At 72.6% G+C, this 14,386-nt stretch carries 14 protein-coding genes; 8 read left to right on the top strand and 6 right to left on the bottom strand.

Annotation, left to right across the window (positions count from 1 at the left end):
• Positions 1–42 precede the first annotated feature (42 nt).
• From ACFWYM_RS08700 to ACFWYM_RS08715, 4 genes are all read right to left on the bottom strand, one after another.
• Positions 43–1,086, bottom strand: coding sequence for a lactonase family protein (locus ACFWYM_RS08700; RefSeq protein ID WP_384832128.1), 1,044 nt, complete (start codon positions 1,084–1,086; stop codon positions 43–45).
• Between the two features lie 68 nt (positions 1,087–1,154).
• On the bottom strand, positions 1,155–2,378 hold the full coding sequence (locus ACFWYM_RS08705) for a nitric oxide synthase oxygenase (protein ID WP_384832131.1): 1,224 nt from the start codon (positions 2,376–2,378) through the stop codon (positions 1,155–1,157).
• A gap of 154 nt (positions 2,379–2,532) precedes the next feature.
• Positions 2,533–4,032 carry an FUSC family protein gene (locus tag ACFWYM_RS08710; RefSeq protein ID WP_384832134.1) on the bottom strand — a complete coding sequence of 500 codons (1,500 nt, stop codon included), beginning with the start codon at positions 4,030–4,032 and terminating at the stop codon, positions 2,533–2,535.
• A gap of 201 nt (positions 4,033–4,233) precedes the next feature.
• Positions 4,234–4,470: a DUF2180 family protein gene (locus ACFWYM_RS08715; RefSeq protein ID WP_384832137.1), complete on the bottom strand. Its 237-nt coding sequence runs from the start codon at positions 4,468–4,470 to the stop codon at positions 4,234–4,236.
• Positions 4,471–4,765: 295 nt separating this feature from the next.
• Between ACFWYM_RS08715 and ACFWYM_RS08720 the strand changes: the two genes are divergently transcribed.
• The 7 genes from ACFWYM_RS08720 (at position 4,766) to ACFWYM_RS08750 (ending at position 11,181) form a co-directional block, all read left to right on the top strand.
• Entirely contained in the window at positions 4,766–5,320 is a 555-nt protein-coding gene (locus tag ACFWYM_RS08720) for an Lrp/AsnC family transcriptional regulator (protein ID WP_384832140.1), read from the top strand.
• 25 nt (positions 5,321–5,345) lie between these two features.
• A complete protein-coding gene (locus ACFWYM_RS08725) occupies positions 5,346–6,035 on the top strand; it encodes an HAD family hydrolase (protein ID WP_384832143.1) in 690 nt (229 codons plus the stop codon).
• A 142-nt stretch (positions 6,036–6,177) separates the two neighbouring features.
• Positions 6,178–7,275, top strand: coding sequence for a chitinase (locus tag ACFWYM_RS08730; protein ID WP_384832146.1), 1,098 nt, complete (start codon positions 6,178–6,180; stop codon positions 7,273–7,275).
• Positions 7,276–7,387: 112 nt separating this feature from the next.
• Positions 7,388–7,885, top strand: a complete 498-nt coding sequence (locus ACFWYM_RS08735; protein ID WP_384832149.1) for a winged helix-turn-helix transcriptional regulator — start codon at positions 7,388–7,390, stop codon at positions 7,883–7,885.
• A 65-nt stretch (positions 7,886–7,950) separates the two neighbouring features.
• Entirely contained in the window at positions 7,951–8,505 is a 555-nt protein-coding gene (locus ACFWYM_RS08740) for an SRPBCC family protein (protein WP_384832153.1), read from the top strand.
• Complete coding sequence (locus ACFWYM_RS08745; protein WP_384832156.1) at positions 8,505–9,647, top strand: LLM class flavin-dependent oxidoreductase; 1,143 nt, start codon at positions 8,505–8,507, stop codon at positions 9,645–9,647. The genes ACFWYM_RS08740 and ACFWYM_RS08745 overlap by 1 nt, the downstream gene beginning before the upstream one ends.
• Before the next feature lie 169 nt (positions 9,648–9,816).
• A complete protein-coding gene (locus ACFWYM_RS08750; RefSeq protein ID WP_384832159.1) occupies positions 9,817–11,181 on the top strand; it encodes a hypothetical protein in 1,365 nt (454 codons plus the stop codon).
• A 58-nt stretch (positions 11,182–11,239) separates the two neighbouring features.
• Here ACFWYM_RS08750 and ACFWYM_RS08755 read toward each other — a convergent pair whose 3' ends face one another.
• Positions 11,240–12,706 (bottom strand): VWA domain-containing protein, encoded by a 1,467-nt coding sequence (locus tag ACFWYM_RS08755; RefSeq protein WP_384832162.1) that lies wholly within the window; start codon positions 12,704–12,706, stop codon positions 11,240–11,242.
• Complete coding sequence (locus tag ACFWYM_RS08760) at positions 12,703–13,599, bottom strand: AAA family ATPase (protein WP_384832165.1); 897 nt, start codon at positions 13,597–13,599, stop codon at positions 12,703–12,705. Before ACFWYM_RS08760 ends, ACFWYM_RS08755 begins: the two co-directional genes overlap by 4 nt.
• Positions 13,600–13,875: 276 nt before the next feature.
• On the opposite strand from ACFWYM_RS08760, the gene ACFWYM_RS08765 reads away from it, so the two are divergent.
• Positions 13,876–14,385 (top strand): MarR family winged helix-turn-helix transcriptional regulator, encoded by a 510-nt coding sequence (locus tag ACFWYM_RS08765; RefSeq protein ID WP_384832168.1) that lies wholly within the window; start codon positions 13,876–13,878, stop codon positions 14,383–14,385.
• Position 14,386 lies beyond the last annotated feature (1 nt).

The following is a 14,386-nucleotide window of genomic DNA, read 5'->3' on the forward strand; positions in this document are numbered from 1 at the left end:
CCGTATGCCCGTATGCCCGCGTGTCCGTGGGCGGCCCCGGCGTCAGCCGAAGAGCACGCAGGAGGCCGCGGGCACCGGGACGGACCCGGTGCGGACCGGGATGCCCGTGGCCTCGTCGAGGGCGAACCAGGTGACGTCGCCGGAGCGCTCGTTGGCGGCGTACAGATACCGGCCCGAGGGGTCGAGGGCCAGGTCGCGCGGCCAGTCGCCGCCGCACTCCACCGAGGCGGTGAGCCGCGGCCGCTCCCCCGCCCCGTCGAGCGCGAAGACGGAGATGAGGTCCTCGCCGCGCGTCGCGGTCCACAGGAAGCGGCCGTCGGGCGCGACCACGACCTCCGAGGGGTAGGCGTCGCCTTCCGGTGCCCCCGGCAGCACAGAGATCTCCGAGAGCGGCTTGAGCGTGCCGTCGGCGGGGTCCCAGGCGCAGGTGGTGAGGGTGGGCGTCAGCTCGTTGAGGACGTACGCGTGCGTGCCGCCGGGGTGGAAGGCGAGGTGGCGCGGGCCGGAGCCGGGGCGCAGGGCCACCTCGCGGTGCAGGCCGGGGCCGCCGTCGGTGAGCGCGCACACGCGCACCGAGTCCGTGCCGAGGTCGACGCTGAGCACCCAGCGGCCGCTCGGGTCCGGGAGCACCTGGTGGGCGTGCGCGCTCTGCTGGCGCTGCGGGTGCGGCCCTGAGCCGGTGTGCGGCAGGACGCCGGACGGGGCGGGGGCCAGGGTGCCGTCGGCGTTCAGCGGGACGGCGGAGACGCTGCCCGAGCCGTAGTTGGCGGTGAGCACGTGGCCCGCGTGCAGGGCGAGGTGGGTGGGTGCGTCCGCCCGCACGGGCACGGGGGCGCCGCGGAGTTCCGGCTTGTCGCCCGTGACGTCGAGGGCGGCGACGGCGCCCCGGGCGGTCTCGCTGACCGCGTAGAGGGTCCGCCCGTCGGGCGCGAGCGCGAGGTACGACGGGTCGGCGACCACGTCCGTCGCGCCCACGACGGTCAGGGCGCCGCCCTCCCCGTCGAGTTCCGCGACGAGCACTCCGGGCCCTCCCGCCGCGGTGAAGGACCCGATGTACGCCCGTACGCCATGGCTGCTGCCGACCACTGCATTCCCCTCTCGCCCTGAATCGCGACCCGGCCGCCCGCGGCACCCGTGATCGTGCGGCGACGACGCTAGCAGCAGGTCTGGACCAGGGTTGCGTCGGCTTCGCCGCGCGCCCGGGCCAGGGCCTCCGGGTGGTGCACGAAGGCGGGGCGCTGCTCGACCGTGTCGTAGGTGCGATGGAAGACGGGTGTCGCGGAGCCGGACAGGGGCGGCACGATCCAGGACCAGTCGGCGCCGACGGTGCGGCCCTTGCGCTCCTCGCGGTCGAGGTGGGCCAGGAAGCGGCGGGACTCGGTGTGGTGGTCGCTCATGGTGACGCCCGCGCGGTCGAAGGAGTGCAGGACGGCGCGGTTCACCTCGACGAGGGCGCGGTCCTTCCACAGGGAGCGGTCGCTGGCGGTGTCGAGGCCGAGGCGGCGCGCGATGCAGGGCAGCAGGTCGTAGCGGCCGGTGTCGCCGAAGTTGCGGGCGCCTATCTCGGAGCCCATGTACCAGCCGTTGAAGGGCGCAGCCGGATAGCAGACGCCGCCGATCTCCAGGCACATGCAGGAGAGCGCGGGGACGGCGTGCCAGCGCAGCCCGAGCTCCGCCCACCAGGCGTACTCCGGGTGCTCGATGGGGACTTCGAGGACGGCGTCGGAGGGGAGCTCGAACCAGCGGGGTGCACCGCCCGCGCCCTGGATCACCAGCGGCAGCACGTCGAAGGGCGTGCCGGGACCGCCGGGCCAGCCCAGGCGCCGGGCCAGGGCGGTGAAGCCGGTGGTGCGCGGGTCGCCGGTGACGCTGCCGTCGGGGCGGGCGTATCCGGCGTACCGGATGAGCTGCTCGTTCCAGATGCGCGGGCCAGGGCGGCCGGGGGCGTCCGGGGCGAAGACGGTGACGAGGGGCCGGATCCGGCCACCGTGGGTGGCCTCGCGCAGGTGTGTGGCGCAGGCGGCGGCGAGGTCCTCGGCGCGGCTCAGGGAGCGGCGGTCGAGGACGCGCAGGGAGCGCCAGTACAGGCGCCCGATGCAGCGGCTCGCATTGCGCCAGGCCACGCGGGCGCCGAAGGAGAGCTCGTCGGGCGTGTGGCGGTAGGTGCCGGTGGCGCCGATCTCGGTGAGGGCCTCGGAGACGCGGCGGGCCGGGTCTCCGAGGGCGTTCTCCGCGTGGTGCAGGGTGAGGAACTCGGTGGCGGCCCGGGTGAGGGCGGCATGGGGTGAGGGGACACCCCTCACCCTGGAGTTGAGGTCGAGACTTGGCTTCCGGGCTGGATTCCCGGTGTTCTCGGTCCGGCGCAGGCGTGGGTGCATCGCGCTCCCCCAGGGGGCTCCGGGGCGGGCCGCTCCCGCGCGGCCCGCGCGTCCGTTGGCGACGGGACTACCCCTGCGATGGCCTGATCCACCCTGTACATGTCGGGCGAACCTGCCCATGGCACGGGCGAGTTGGCGCCCGCACCCGGTGTGATCAGGCGCCGAGCAGCGGGGAGCGCGGGGAGGTCCGCAGGGGCGCGGCCAGTTCGGCGAGCGCCCTTTCCAGGCCGTGAAGGTGGGCGAGGGCGGGTTCGACGGCGGTGTGGACGGCGGGCGGCGCCGTCGCCTCCAGGGCCTGCTCGCCCGCCATCAGCGCCTCGACGGCGGCCTCCACGCGGCGGCAGGCGGCGGCGAGCCGGGCGTCGTGGGACGCCTCCGGGTCCGCCGCGACCGAGGCCAGGCCGCGGGCCTCGCGGGCGCAGTCGTCGAGCAGGGCGAGGACCTGGCGGGCGCGAGCCTTGCGAGCGCGCATCGGGCTGAGCGGGTGGACCAGCGGGGCCAGCGAGAGCCGGACCCGGCCGAGGAGCGCCTCCAGTTCGGCGACGTGCGGGGCCGGGTCGGCGTCGGGGGCGCCGGAGAGGCGGGCGGCGGACTCGGCGGCGCAGGCGCGGACGCTGCGCAGGGCGCGCTCGATCCAGGCGTGGTTCGTGGCGTGGGTGGTGATGGGCAGCACGAAGAGCACGGCCGCCACCGCCCCGAGCGCGCCGACGCCGGTCTCCAGCAGGCGCAGCGCGAGCAGCGGCGGGTCCAGGACGCCGAGCAGGCCGTAGAGCGCCCCGGCCATGACCGTGACGGCGAACATCATCCAGGTGTACGAGACGGCGGCCGTGTAGAAGATCCCGAAGACTCCGGCGGCGACCAGGACGGCCGTGGGCACGGGTGCGCCCTGGAGCGGCACGACGAGGACGAAGCCCACGGCGATGCCGATGAGGGTGCCGAGGACCCGGCGGAAGCCGCGCACCATGGTCTCGCCACGCGAGGCGGTGTTCACGAACACCCACCAGGTGGCGCCGACCGCCCAGTACCAGCGCTGCTCGGACAGGAGCTGGCCCACGAGGAGCGCGGCGCCGCCGCCGACCGTGGCCTGCACGGCCTGCCGGGTGGTCGTGCGCAGCAGTCCGGTGCCGCCGGGCGCGGCGGGCGGAGCGGCGACCGGCAGGCGTCGCTCGTAGCACCAGAGGCCGAAGCGGACGGTGGACGAGGCGAGCAGGGACAGGGCGACGGCGGCGTACAGCTCGGGGAGCTGGCCGGGGACCGTGTGCAGGAACTGCGCGATGAAGAAGGTCATGAACGCGAACACGCCGAGCGCGTGGCCGCGCGGACCGAACCGGCGCACGTACACGCCGCCGCCGACGACCGCGAGGAAGGCGAGGTCGCGCGCGAGCGGGTAGTCGTGGAGCCCGGCGGCGAGGGCGAGCACCGGGAAGCCGACGGCGGGGAGCAGGGCGGTGGTGAGGGCCTGTCCGCGCACGGTGGTGTCGGTGACAGTGAAGAGGGCGAGCAGTGCGGCGAGGCCGCCGGTGATGGCGGCGACGAGCGAGTGGCCGACGAGACCGCTGACGGTCACCGCGAGGCCGATGCCGAGGACCGCCCTCAGAGCACTGCGCAGTCGCAGCCGCCCGGGATCCGCGGCGACGAACATCCCCTTCAGCACAGCTACTTCCCGCCCCTTCCGTTTCTGTTCCCGCGTGCGTGTCCGTGGCGCCCCATGAAAAAGGGCGCCGCGGGGATCCGCAGCGCCATCGACGGGGGATATTTGAGCATGGCCGGGCCCATTGGCTCAACACGATCGAGACGTGCTGTGCCAATGGTTCACTCAGGCGGCGATCAGCAGTGCCAGAACGGGGCCAACGGATCAGCGGTCGGCGGGGGCGTGGTGCGCGGCGGTCACCAGCGATTCGGCCTCGTGGCAGACCGTGCACGTCATCCGGCGCGCGGCGCGGGGTCCGTGGCTCAGCCCCATGCCGGTGAGGTGGCGCACCTCCTCGCCGGCGACGGCGACGTGGGCGACGCACATGCCGCTGCCGCAGTGGCGGCACACGGCGACGGCGTCGACGGACTGTCCGGCGTGCGCGCAGTCGTAGCACTTCATGCGAGATCCCCCTCCTCGGAGGGTCTGGGGGCGCCCACGGCCCCTCCCGCACTCCGAGTGCCCCCGCCGACGGCATCCGAACATGGGCCCGCCAAGGGTCTGAACAGGGGCCCGGACATGGGCAAATGGCGCCGCGGAATCCGGAGCGGCGCCCTTGTCGCTCCGGCGCATCGCGGCGCCATTGATGAGCGCTAGGAAAGCATCAAGCGGGCACTGGTTCAACTGACGTCACCTTCACTGCACCATTGGTACAGTTACTCAAGATCACTTGGCGCCCCAGGGAGACCATCGGACCATGGCCGTCGACGCACTCGACACCCGCATCCTGCGACTGCTCCTGGAACAGCCGCGCACCAGCGTCCGCGAGTACGCGCGCATTCTGGGCGTCGCCCGCGGCACGCTCCAGGCCCGCCTGGACCGCCTGGAGCGGGACGGCGTGATCACCGGCACGGGCCCCTCCCTCTCCCCCGCCGCGCTCGGCCACCCCGTCCTCGCCTTCGTGCACATCGAGGTCACGCAAGGCCATCTCGACGACGTCGGGGACGCGCTCGCGGCGGTGCCGGAGATCATCGAAGCCTTCTCGATCACGGGCGGCGGCGACCTCCTGACGCGCGTGGCCGCGCGGGACAACGGTCATCTGGAGGACGTGATCCAGCAGTTGATCCAGCTGCCGGGCGTGGTGCGCACGCGCACGGAGATGGCGCTGCGCGAACGCGTCCCGCACCGGCTGCTGCCGCTGGTCGAATCGGTGGGCCGCGCGGCGGCCCAGGGCTCCGGCTCCGGCTCCGGTCCCAGCCCTTCCACCTCCGCCGGCTCCTCCGGCCCTTCCGGCTCCGCCAAAACGGAATGATCGCGTCCTTGGCATCCTGGAAGGCATGAGCACCTTCGACAGCACAGCGGTCATCTTCGATCTCGACGGCACCCTCGTGGACAGCGAGCCGAACTACTTCGAGGCGAGCCGCCTGGTGCTCGCCGAGCACGGCGTCCCCGGCTTCACCTGGCAGGACCACGAGCACTACGTCGGCATCAGCACCCTGGAGACCCTGGAGATCTGGAAGGAGCGGTACGGGCTCACCGCGCCCGTGGCCGAGCTGCTCGACGAGACGAACACGGCCTATCTGCGACTGGCCCGCGCGAACACGCAGGTCTACCCGCAGATGCGGAAGTTCGTCGAGGCCCTGCACGGAGCCGGGGTGCCGATGGCCGTGGCCTCCGGCTCCTCCCGCGCCGCGATCGAGGCGATCCTCACGGGCACGGGCCTCGGCGCGCAGCTGACCACGTACATCTCGGCCGACGAGGTGGACCGCGGCAAGCCCGCGCCCGACGTCTTCCTGGCCGCCGCCCGCCTCCTGGACGCGGACCCCTCACAGTGCGTGGTCCTGGAGGACGCCGCTCCGGGTTCGGCGGCCGCGCACGCGGCGGGCATGCGGTGCATCGCGATCCCGTACGTCGCCGCGCAGGCGGAGGACCCGGCGTTCGCGACGGCGGACCTGCTGCTGCGCGGCGGCCAGGGCGAGTTCACCGCCGAGGGCGCCCTGGACTGGCTGGCCCGCCCCGCCCGCTAGCCGGGGCGCACGCACCACCTGGCACTCCAACACCCTTACGGTCCAGACCTGTTGACGAAAGGTCTGGACCAACTTACGTTGTGGGGCATCGCTCACCCCAGCACCTCTTCAGGAACGAACCCCCACCGTCCAGGAGGTCGGCGTGTTCCCCCGCTCCCCTCGCTCCCCCCGCTCTTCATCCAGGCGTTCCAGACCGGTCGCGCGCCTCCTCGGCGCCGGTCTCACCCTCGCCTTCGCCGCCCAGTTCCTCACCGCCGCCGCGTCCCCGGCCGATGCCCGCGACGACACCTGCGCCGTCAAGCCCAAGCCCGCCGGGAAGGTCCTCCAGGGCTACTGGGAGAACTGGGACGGCGCCGCCAACGGCGTGCACCCGCCCTTCGGCTGGACCCCCGTCACGGACAGCCGCATCGCCGCACACGGCTACAACGTCCTCAACGCCGCCTTCCCCGTGATCCGTTCGGACGGGACGGCCCTGTGGGAGGACGGCATGGACGCCACCGTGAAGGTGCCCACGCCCGCGGAGATGTGCCAGGCCAAGGCCGCCGGGCAGACCGTCCTGCTCTCCATCGGCGGGGCCACCGCGGGCATCGACCTGAGCTCGACCGCCGTCGCGGACCGCTTCGTCGACACGATCGTGCCGATCCTGCAGAAGTACAACTTCGACGGGATCGACATCGACATCGAGACCGGCCTCGTCGGCAGCGGCAACATCAACCAGCTCTCGCCGTCCCAGTCCAACCTGATCCGCATCATCGACGGGGTCCTCGCCCGGATGCCCGCGGGCTTCGGCCTGACGATGGCGCCGGAGACCGCGTACGTCACCGGGGGCAGCGTCACGTACGGCTCGATCTGGGGCGCCTACCTGCCGATCGTGAAGAAGTACGCGGACAACGGCCGCCTGTGGTGGCTCAACATGCAGTACTACAACGGCTCGATGTACGGCTGCTCCGGCGACTCGTACCAGGCCGGGACGGTGCAGGGCTTCACCGCGCAGACCGACTGCCTGAACAAGGGGCTCGTCGTGCAGGGCACCACGATCCGGGTGCCCTACGACAAGCAGGTGCCGGGGCTGCCCGCCCAGCCCGGAGCCGGCGGCGGCTATATGGCGCCGGGCTCCGTGGCCCAGGCGTGGAACCACTACGGCGGCGGCCTCAAGGGCCTGATGACCTGGTCCCTCAACTGGGACGGCTCCAAGAACTGGACCTTCGGCGACAACGTCAAGGCGCTGCAAGGCCGTTGAGTCCGACCGAGCCACGGGGCCCTTCGGCCGGGGGCGGACCCGCAGCCATCCGTCCCCGGCCTGCGGGGTTCCCCCTCAGGCCCGCGGCGCCGCCCGACCTATGCTGGCCCTCATGAGGCGGACTTCCTTTGCCCACTGGCCCTGTTCGATCGCCCGCACCATGGATCTGCTCGGGGACTGGTGGACGCCGCTGGTGCTGCGCGAGGCGTTCTACGGCGTGCGGCGCTTCGACGGGTTCCAGCAGTCCCTCGGCGTCGCGCGCAACACCCTCGCGGACCGGCTGCGCCGCCTGGTCGACGAGGGCCTCCTGGAGAAGCGCCCGTACCAGACCGAGCCGGTCCGCCACGATTACGTCCTCACCGAGAAGGGCCGCGACTTCTACGGCGTCCTCATGGCGATGAACGCGTGGGGCGACCGCTGGCTCGCCGACGAACAGGGCCCGCCCGTGGTGTTCCGGCACGAGCCGTGCGGGCACACCAGCCGGCCCGAGGTCGTCTGCGCCGACTGCGGCGACCCCATGACGCCCGCCAACACCAGCGCCCGGCTCGGCCCCGGCTATCCCGCGCGGCTCGCCGGGCGCCCGGACGTGCGTGAGCGGTTCGGCGCCTGACCACCCCCTCCCAACGGCCGTGTTCACCCTTGACAGGTAAGTCTATCTACGCAACTTTGAAGGTCATGGAGTGGACAGGCGCACGCTATGCCGATACACCGACCGTCGAGGGTGAGATCTGGATCGGGGCTCCGCCCGGGCGGGTGTGGGGCCTCGTCAGCGACATCCACCTGATGCCCCGGCTGAGCACGGAGCTGCGGGGGGTCGAGTGGCTGGAAGGGCGGACCGGCCCCGCGCTCGGGGCGCGCTTCCGCGGGCACAGCGCCCATCCGTCCTTCGGGGAGTGGTCCACCGTCTCCGAGGTCGTCGCATACGAGCCGGACGGGCCGGAGCAGGTGTTCGCCTGGGCGGTCGGGGATCCCGAACTGCCCTCGGCGCGCTGGCGGTTCACCGTCGTCGAGCAGGACGGCGGGGCGCTGCTGCGGCAGTGGATGCGCATGGGGCCCGGGCGCTCCGGACTCTCGTACGCCATCGACCGGATGCCGGAGAAGGAGCAGAAGATCGTGTTCGTACGGATGCGGGAGTTCGAGCGGAGCATCGGTGCCACGCTCGACGCCGTCAAGCGGCTCGCCGAGGGCGCGGGCGACGGGGGCACGGGCGACGAGAGGGCGGACAGCTGATGCGGACGTCGACCACCATCGAGGCATCCGGCGGGAGTTGGCGCGAGACCGTCGACTTCGTGACCGAGGCGGAGAAGCTCGGCATGGACATCTGCTGGGTCGCGGAGGCGTGGGGCGCGGAGGCGCCCTCGCCGCTCGGCTATCTCGCCGCCCGCACGGAGCGGATGCTGCTCGGCTCGGGCATCATCCAGCTGGCCACGCGCACCCCGATGGCCATCGCGCGGGCCGCCCTCACCCTCGCGGAGATCTCGGAGGGCCGCTTCCTGCTCGGTCTCGGTCCGTCCGGGCCGCAGGTGATCGAGGGGCTGCACGGTGTGCCGTTCGCCCGGCCGCTGTCGCGCATGCGGGAGACCGTGGAGGTGGTGCGCGCGGCCGCGTCCGGGGAGAAAGTCACGTACTCCGGGCGGGAGTTCACCATTCCGCTGCCGGGCGGGGAGGCGCGGCCGATGCGGCTCTCGCTGCGCACCGAGCACGCCGTCCCCGTCTATCTCGCCACCCTCTCCCCCAAGATGCTCCGTCTGACCGGCGAGATCGCCGACGGCTGGCTGGGCACGAGCTTCGTGCCGGAGGGCGCGAAGGAGGCGTACTTCGACCACCTGGACGCGGGCCTCGCGGCGGCCGGGCGCGAGCGGACGGAGCTCGACGTGTGCCAGGGCGCCGAGGTGGCGTTCGCCCGGGACGAGGACGAGCTGCGCTCGATGATGGCCGAGCGGAGGGCGAAGCTGGCGTTCAGCCTGGGCGGCATGGGCTCGGCGGCCACCAACTTCTACAACGCCGCCTACAGCCGTCAGGGCTGGGCCGACACGGCGGCCGAGGTGCACCGTCGCTGGCAGGCGGGCGACCGGGAGGGCGCCGCCGGCCTGGTCACCGACGAGATGGTGCTCGGCACGACGCTGATCGGCACCGAGGACATGGTGCGCGAGCGGCTTCGGGTGTGGCGGGCGGCCGGGGTCGACACCGTGCGGCTCTACCCGGCGGGCGAGAGCCTGGCCGAACGCCTCGACATCCTGGGGCGGGCGCTCGATCTGGTCCGTGGTGTGGAGCGGGACGACGCCGCCCGGGGAGCCGCCCACGGCGCCGCCCAAAAGGCCGACGGAATCGACAGAATCAGCGGGTTTACGACGCCGCATTCCCGGACATGAAATGCGGGACTTCAATTCACGCTCCCCTAAATGCACTTGGGGACATTTGAACTGAACTGGCGATCAGGAATCCGGAGTTGAAATTCCGAATCCGAAAGGGAAGGATCTCCGCACGGGGAAAGCCCGGCCCATTCGAGGCCGGGCGCCCGCGTTTATGAGGAGACGAAACATGTCCATATCGCGCACGGCGGTCGCCATCGGGGCGGCACTCTCCGCCGCGCTCGTGCTCAGCGCCTGTGGTTCCGATGACGGGGGCAACAGCGGTCAGGGCGACGGCGGTTCGGAGGCCACCGCCCCCGAGGCGAAGGTCCTCGCCAAGGTGCCGATGGCCAAGGTGAGCGAGCTGACCGGCGCCATGGGCATGTGGACCACCGACAAGAACTTCGTGAAGACCGAGCTCAAGAAAATCGTCGGCTATCCGCTCGCCGGTGGAAAGCAGCAGTGGGAGGTGCCGCTCGCGGGCGAGGTCTGCTGGTCGTCGGAGCGGCCCAGCAAGGACGGAAAGGTGGCCGTCCTCTTCCAGAACGACAAGGAGTCGACACCCACCTGCACCGAGGTCGGCGTCGTCGACATCAACAAGGGCAAGCTGCTCTGGCAGAAGGAGGCCAAGGACAGCTACGGCTCCGCGCAGAGCTTCGACGAGGTGAGCCTCGGGGGCGGCACCGTGGCGGCGGCCGGCACCAGCGGCGCCGCGTCCTGGTCCGTGGGCGGCGCCCCGCAGTGGAAGCAGGACTCGGACACCAAGTGTCCCGACCAGGGCTACGCGAGCGAGGGCGAGAAGCTCGTCGCGGTGCGCGACTGCGGCAGCACCGACCGCCCGGCGCTCGAGGTCCAGACGGTCAACCCCAAGAACCGCACGGCCACCTCCTCGTACAAGCTGCCGCAGGGCACGAAGTACGCCCACGTCGTGTCCACCGACCCCCTCGTGGTGGCCGTGGACGACGGCAAGTCGCAGGGCGGCTCCGGGATCTCCTCCCTCCTGTCGATCGACGACGGCGCCGCCCAGGGCAAGCTGCTCAGCACGATCAGCGCGAAGGGCGGCAAGCACGGCAAGTACGAGGCGGAGTGCCCCTCCACCAACGTCTCCGGCTGCACCCAGATCACGGTCGACAAGAAGACGAACACGCTGTTCGTGGGCACCTCCGACCCGGTCAGCGCCTCCTCCGACGCCGACAACGACATCGTCGCGATCAGCCTGAAGACGGGCAAGCGCGTGGGCATGACCCAGGGCAGCGAGAGCGGCCGCATGGCGCCCGTCGGCGTGGACGAGGGCGGGAAGGTCATCGTGTACCAGGAGAGCAGCGTGGCGTCCGAGGAGGGCGGCGCCGTCTGGAGCATCGACCCGGCCACGTACAAGAAGACGAAGCTGATGCAGAACCCCTCGTCCACGTACGAGATGGAGAGCCGCTTCGAGACGGACCGGCGCGTCCTGTACGCGGGCGAGCGCCTCTACCTGGGCGCCGACCACGAGAGCGAGCCGTCCACGGTCTACAAGACGCCGCAGCCGATCGCGGCGATCTTCGGCACCAAGTAGGCGGCACGCAGGCAGTGCGCAGGCGCCAAGTGGCGCTCGCCGTACGGGGGTCGGCGGCTCAGACCGGCAGCAGCCGGGCGACGAGTTCGCTGAGGCGGCGGGCGTTGCGGCAGGGGTGCATGGCGACGGCCTCGGCGTAGGCGGGGGCGGCCGAGTCGCCGCTGCCCCACAGGGCGGGGCGCTCCGGGTTGAGCCAGTGCACGCGGCGGGCCCTGGCCACGATCTCGCGCAGGGCCGGGAGGTTGGGGTCGAAGCCGTTGGTGCGGGCGTCGCCGAGGATCAGCACGGAGGTACGGGGGCCGACCGCGCCCAGGTGGCGGTCGGTGAACTCGCCGAGGGCGGCGCCGTAGTCGCTGCTGCCGTGGTAGCCGCAGAGGGTGGCCTCGGTGAGGATGCGGCGGCCGAGTTCGGCGGGGTCGGCGGCGCCCGTGGTGATCAACCCGGTCACCTCGTCGGTGCGGTTGACGAAGGCGAAGACCCGCACCTTGCTGAACTGGTCCCGCATCGCCTGCACCAGCAGCATCGTGAAGCCGGCGAAGCCCGCCACCGACCCCGACATGTCGCAGAGCAGCACGATCTCGGGGCGTGCGGGGCGGTGTCTGCGGTAGGCGGGGCGGAGGGGGACGCCGCCGGTGGACAGGGAGCGGCGCAGGGTGCGGCGGACGTCGATCTGGCCGCGGGCGGCCCTGCGGCGGCGGGCGGCGAGCCGGGTGGCGAGTTTGCGGGCCAACGGCTGGACGGCGCGCCGCAGTTCGGCGACCTGCTCGCGGCCCGCGACGAGGAAGTCCACCTGGTCGGCGCTGGGCGCGACGGCGAGCTGAGCGATGCGGTCGGTGCCACGGCGCTCGGCGACGCGCCTGCGGGCCTCGACGCCGACGCGGGCGCGGAAGTCCTGGATGCGGCGGCGGATCTCGTCGGCCTCGATCCGCTCCGTGACGTCGGCCTCGGCGTCATCCGGCCGCTCGCCCTCCCGCAGCGCCGCGAGGACGCGGGCCAGCAGGGTCTCCGGGCGCAGCCTGCTGAGCGTCTGGTGGGCGGACCAGCCGTCCGCGCCGGGCGTCGAGCCGTAGCCGCCGAGCGCGTTCACGGCCTCGCCCGCGAGCCGGGTCAGGGCGGCCTGGTCGTTCGCGGCCAGGGCCTCGGCGAGGCGGTCGCGGATCGTGTCGCGGTCGGCTTCGGGCGTGGTCCGCGCGCCCTCCGGGGTGCCCACGCCGAGCGGGAAGTACAGCTCGAAGGTCGCGTCGAACACGGCGCGCTGGCGATCGGCCCGCAGCAGGGCGGCGGCGAGGCCCTCGCGGATCCGCTCCCGGTCGGCGAGGCCGAGGACCTCCAGGACGGCGGCCGCGTCGACGGTCTCGCCGGGCCCGATCCGGATGCCGTGCCCGCGCAGCGCCCGCACGAGGCCGGTGAGGCGCCCGGTGAGCGGCGCCTCGGTGACCGCGGGAGCGTCGGCCTCGGCCTCGGTGACCGCGGGAGCGTCGGCTCCGGCCCCGGTCGTGCGAGCGCCTGCTCCGTCCTCGGTCATGCGAGCGTCAGTTTCGCACTCGCCTTCACGACGTCCTCCTGGTGTTTGAGGATCACGCCGAGGCTGCTCTGCACCACGGCCTCGTCGAGGGTGTCCGCTCCCAGCGCGAGCAGGGTCCGCGCCCAGTCGATCGTCTCGGCGACCGAGGGCGCCTTGCGCAGCTCCATCGCGCGCAGCGCGCCGACCACGCGGACCAGGGACTCGCTCAGCACGTCGTCCAGGCCCGGCACCTTCATCCGTACGATGCGCTGCTCCAACTCGGCGTCGGGGAAGTCCAGATGGAGGAAGAGGCAGCGGCGGCGCAGGGCCTCGGAGAGCTCGCGGGTCGCGTTGGAGGTGAGGACCGTGAAGGGGTGCCGCGTCGCGGCGATGGTGCCGAGCTCGGGGACGGTCACCTGGAAGTCGCTGAGCACTTCCAGGAGGAGGCCCTCCACCTCGACGTCGGCCTTGTCGGTCTCGTCGATGAGCAGCACCGTCGGCTCGTCGCCGGTGATGGCGGTCAGCAGCGGGCGGGTGAGCAGGAACTCGTCGCTGAAGATGTCGGTGCGGGTCTCGTCCCAGCTCTCGTCGCGGCCCGCGGTGATGCGCAGCAGCTGCTTGGCGTGGTTCCACTCGTACAGGGCTCGGGACTCGTCGATGCCCTCGTAGCACTGCAGCCGCACCAGGCGTGCGGCGCCCACCTGGGCCACGGCCTTGGCGAGTTCGGTCTTGCCGACGCCCGCGGGGCCCTCCACGAGGAGCGGCTTGCCGAGCCGGTCGGCGAGGAACACGGTGGTGGCGACGGCCGTGGAGGCGAGGTACCCGGCCTCGGCGAGCCGCTCGGCGACGTCGTCCACGGATGTGAAGAACCCGGTCCCCCGGCCCGCCCCGGCCCGCTCCGCACGCTCGCTCATCGGCCCGACTCCCCTTCGCCGTCTGATCGTTCTCCCGCACCCTAGGGCCTGCCGGTCACGACGGCGCCGGACCATGACCTACGCCACATCGCGGCCCCTGGGCCGTCGCGTCTCCGCCAAGGTCCGCCCACCCCCTGTCAAGCGCTTCGGCGCACTGTCACCAGCTTGGGCGTACCGCCCTCAAGTAGCTGTCCAGATAGCTTTCTTGCGGCGCTAGCATGCGGCGACGAGAGCCCCGGGGCGGCAGCCGCGGGAGCCGGCGCAGAAGGAGGCCGAGTGGAACGGCGGACGGACCGGATCGACGACGTGGTCAGGGCGTGGCGGCGTGAATTGCCGGACGCGGTCGGGCCGACCACGGAGCTGGCCAGCCGGATCATGCTCTTGTCCACCGCCCTGGACGACGTGACGACCCGCGAGCTGAACAAGCTCAAACTGACCGTCGCCGAGTACCACACGCTCGTGGCCCTGCGCCGGGCCGGCAATCCCTTCCGGATGCGGCCGAGCCAGATCGTCAACGAGCTGCCGATCACCTCGGGCGGCACCTCGAAGATCCTCAAGCAGCTGTCGGTGCGCGGCCTGGTGGTGCGGCGCCCGGACGAGTGGGACGGCCGGGTCACCTGGGTGCAGCTCACCGATGCCGGGCTGACCTTCTCCGAAGAGGCCGTCCGCAATACGAGCGCCGCCCAGCAGGAGCTGTTCCGGCGCCTCGCCCCGGAGACGGCTGAGCACGCGACGCACGCGCTGCGCGAGCTCTCCGTGTCGGTGGCCGACCGCCTGCCTGTCTGAA

The organism is Streptomyces sp. NPDC059009 (genome assembly GCF_042740175.1).
Taxonomy (GTDB): Bacteria; Actinomycetota; Actinomycetes; order Streptomycetales; family Streptomycetaceae; genus Streptomyces.

What these genes read in the sequence shown, in the direction of transcription:
- ACFWYM_RS08725 (WP_384832143.1), top strand. Translation starts at nt 5,346, where the DNA reads ATGAGCACCTTCGACAGCACAGCGGTCATCTTCGATCTCGACGGCACC.
- ACFWYM_RS08715 (WP_384832137.1), bottom strand. Translation starts at nt 4,470, where the DNA reads ATGAAGTGCTACGACTGCGCGCACGCCGGACAGTCCGTCGACGCCGTC.
- ACFWYM_RS08750 (WP_384832159.1), top strand. Translation starts at nt 9,817, where the DNA reads ATGTCCATATCGCGCACGGCGGTCGCCATCGGGGCGGCACTCTCCGCC.
- ACFWYM_RS08720 (WP_384832140.1), top strand. Translation starts at nt 4,766, where the DNA reads ATGGCCGTCGACGCACTCGACACCCGCATCCTGCGACTGCTCCTGGAA.
- ACFWYM_RS08705 (WP_384832131.1), bottom strand. Translation starts at nt 2,378, where the DNA reads ATGCACCCACGCCTGCGCCGGACCGAGAACACCGGGAATCCAGCCCGG.
- ACFWYM_RS08740 (WP_384832153.1), top strand. Translation starts at nt 7,951, where the DNA reads ATGGAGTGGACAGGCGCACGCTATGCCGATACACCGACCGTCGAGGGT.
- ACFWYM_RS08745 (WP_384832156.1), top strand. Translation starts at nt 8,505, where the DNA reads ATGCGGACGTCGACCACCATCGAGGCATCCGGCGGGAGTTGGCGCGAG.
- ACFWYM_RS08735 (WP_384832149.1), top strand. Translation starts at nt 7,388, where the DNA reads ATGAGGCGGACTTCCTTTGCCCACTGGCCCTGTTCGATCGCCCGCACC.
- ACFWYM_RS08755 (WP_384832162.1), bottom strand. Translation starts at nt 12,706, where the DNA reads ATGACCGAGGACGGAGCAGGCGCTCGCACGACCGGGGCCGGAGCCGAC.
- ACFWYM_RS08760 (WP_384832165.1), bottom strand. Translation starts at nt 13,599, where the DNA reads ATGAGCGAGCGTGCGGAGCGGGCCGGGGCGGGCCGGGGGACCGGGTTC.